Annotated in this window: 3 protein-coding genes; all 3 read left to right on the forward strand. The window is 40.3% G+C overall.

Annotation, left to right across the window (positions count from 1 at the left end; all coding sequences use genetic code 11):
* Positions 1-657, forward strand: a 657-nt coding sequence (locus tag V5N63_RS04645; protein WP_332033000.1) for a spore maturation protein, incomplete at its 5' end; no start/stop codon positions are given.
* Between the two features lie 9 nt (positions 658-666).
* Entirely contained in the window at positions 667-1,053 is a 387-nt protein-coding gene (locus V5N63_RS04650; RefSeq protein ID WP_332033001.1) for a hypothetical protein, read from the forward strand.
* A gap of 46 nt (positions 1,054-1,099) precedes the next feature.
* The coding region (locus tag V5N63_RS04655; RefSeq protein ID WP_332033002.1) for a TolC family protein at positions 1,100-2,301 on the forward strand (1,202 nt) is incomplete at its 3' end.

The following is a 2,301-nucleotide window of genomic DNA, read 5'->3' on the forward strand; positions in this document are numbered from 1 at the left end:
TCCATTTATCAGAAAATCAACCTTTTTCAGCCTGCAGTAATCGCCTATGTTGGCGGAATTTCAGTTATTGTAGGTCTTTTGGTTGTCTATTTGGTAAACCTTACAAAAGAAGGTCTCGATAATTTCAGCATGCTGTTGAGCAACGGAATCATTCTGCTAATCTTCTTTGCGATTGTTCTCGGAGCAGTTTATAAAAAAATAAATGTTTTTGATGCATTTATTGACGGAGCGAAAGAAGGATTCTGGACTTGTGTGAAAATTATTCCTTATCTGGTAGGAATGCTCATCGCAATTTCTTTGCTGAGAACTTCAGGAGTTTTTGATGTTTTAATCGATGGCATGAAATGGGTAGCGGCGGTAGTTGGTTTCGACACGAGATTTGTTGACGGTTTACCTACCGCGCTAATAAAACCGCTTTCAGGTTCCGGCGCAAGAGGAATGATGGTGGACACGATGCAGACTTTCGGGGCTGATAGTTTCCAGGGAAGGTTGGCCGCTGTACTTCAGGGAAGTTCGGATACCACCTTCTACGTTATCGCAGTATATTTCGGCGCGGTGGGGATTAAAAACACAAGATATACTGTAACTGCGATGCTTTTAGCGGATCTTGTGGGAATCATTACTTCCGTGATTTTGGCCTATATTTTCTTCGCTTAAAAAATTAATATGATACACGATAAAGATTACCTCATCAGAATAGTTAAACAGTTTTCAGAATTCCTTTCAAAGATGATTTTAGGAGGCAAGAACGAAGGCGATCTTACTGAACTCGAACGTGTTTTCGATACCAACATGAGAGATACCTTTAAAATGAGTTTTGAGGAACTTGCTCACAAATCAACCGAAGAAATTCTTGCAATGGTAAGTGAAAAAGACACGGCACATCATATTCCATATTTTGAGCTTCTCGGGCACTTGTTCTATTTCAAAAACAAAGAAAATCCCAACCCTGAGTTCGCCGCGAAAGCAAAGACTTTCTATGAAACTTATCTTCAAAAAAGCGGAATCTTTTCAATGCCTATTGTTTCAAGAATAAACGAATTGAAGACTTAACTGTAACAAATTCATAAAATATCCGTCTTATTCTTTAAAATTTCCTATGAAAAAAACGGCGGTCTTTTTGCTGAGTTTTGTATCTTTTGTAGCTTTTTCCCAGAAGAAATGGTCGCTTCAGGAGTGTGTAAACTACGCGGTGGAAAATAATCTGCAGGTCATACAGAATACATTAAATACCAAAACGCAGGATAATTCGCTGCAAATTGCGAAGCGACAATATCTGCCCTCTGTTTCAGGGAACATCAATAATAACGCATCATTCGGGCAGGGTCGCGATGTTTTCGGAAATACCAACCGAAACGATAACTTCAGCAACAGCGCAAGTGTAGGCGCCGATATTCTGGTTTACAACAACGGAAGACTCGAAAAAAATATCAGAAAAACTGAATTCGAAGTTGAAGCCAGCAAATTTGATCTGGAAAGAATTAAAAATGACATATCGCTGCAGATTGCACAGCAGTATTTATCGGTTTTACTCAACCGGGAAATAACCAAAATTTCTGAAAGTGCATTAGAAAACGCTGACAGACTTTACAAAAGAGCCAAAATTACCACCGAAGTGGGAACTACACCACAAACGGTTCTTGCCGAAGCCGAAGCAGCACTGGCAAGAGAAAAGCAGAATGTAAAAACCGCGGAAATCAATACCAACAGAAGTCTTTTTGCTTTGGCGATGCTCCTTCAATTGCCCGATTATAAAGACTTTGATATTCAAGAAGTTCCGGTAAACACAATGCTTGATGCGCCACTTTTTACCGCTGAAAACATTATCGCTAAAGCCTATGAAAACCAACCGCAGGTGAAAGCTGCCGAAAGCAGAATAAAATCGGCAGAAGCGCAAACTGAAGTGACCAAAACCGCATTCTGGCCAACCGTTACCGCAAACGCAGGACTCGGAAGTTCATATTTTTACCTCATCAGCCCTGCAAAAGACCTTAACGGAAATTCAATTCAGCAGTCGCAGTTTTTTACACAGTACAAAGATAATTTCGGGCAACAACTTGGTTTGTCGGCTAACATTCCTATTTTCAATAAAGGAATAACGAAACTTCAGGTAGAGCAGTCGAAAATTAATGAAGATATTGCCAAGACCACTTTATTGCAGCAAAAGCAGCAGGTTTTGCAGAATGTACAGCAGGCACAGTTTGATGCAGAAAGTAATTACGAAGCATATCTTGCAGCAACCGAAGCAGAGAAAAGCGCGAAGCTGGCTCTGGATTTTGCCGAAAAAAGCTTTGCTGCAGG

Origin of the sequence: Kaistella sp. (genome assembly GCF_032060305.1) — a bacterium.
Lineage (GTDB): Bacteria > Bacteroidota > Bacteroidia > Flavobacteriales > Weeksellaceae > Kaistella > Kaistella yananensis.

Bases quoted from the DNA above. Each gene is read 5' to 3' on its own strand.
- V5N63_RS04650 (WP_332033001.1), top strand. From the start codon at position 667: ATGATACACGATAAAGATTACCTCATCAGAATAGTTAAACAGTTTTCA.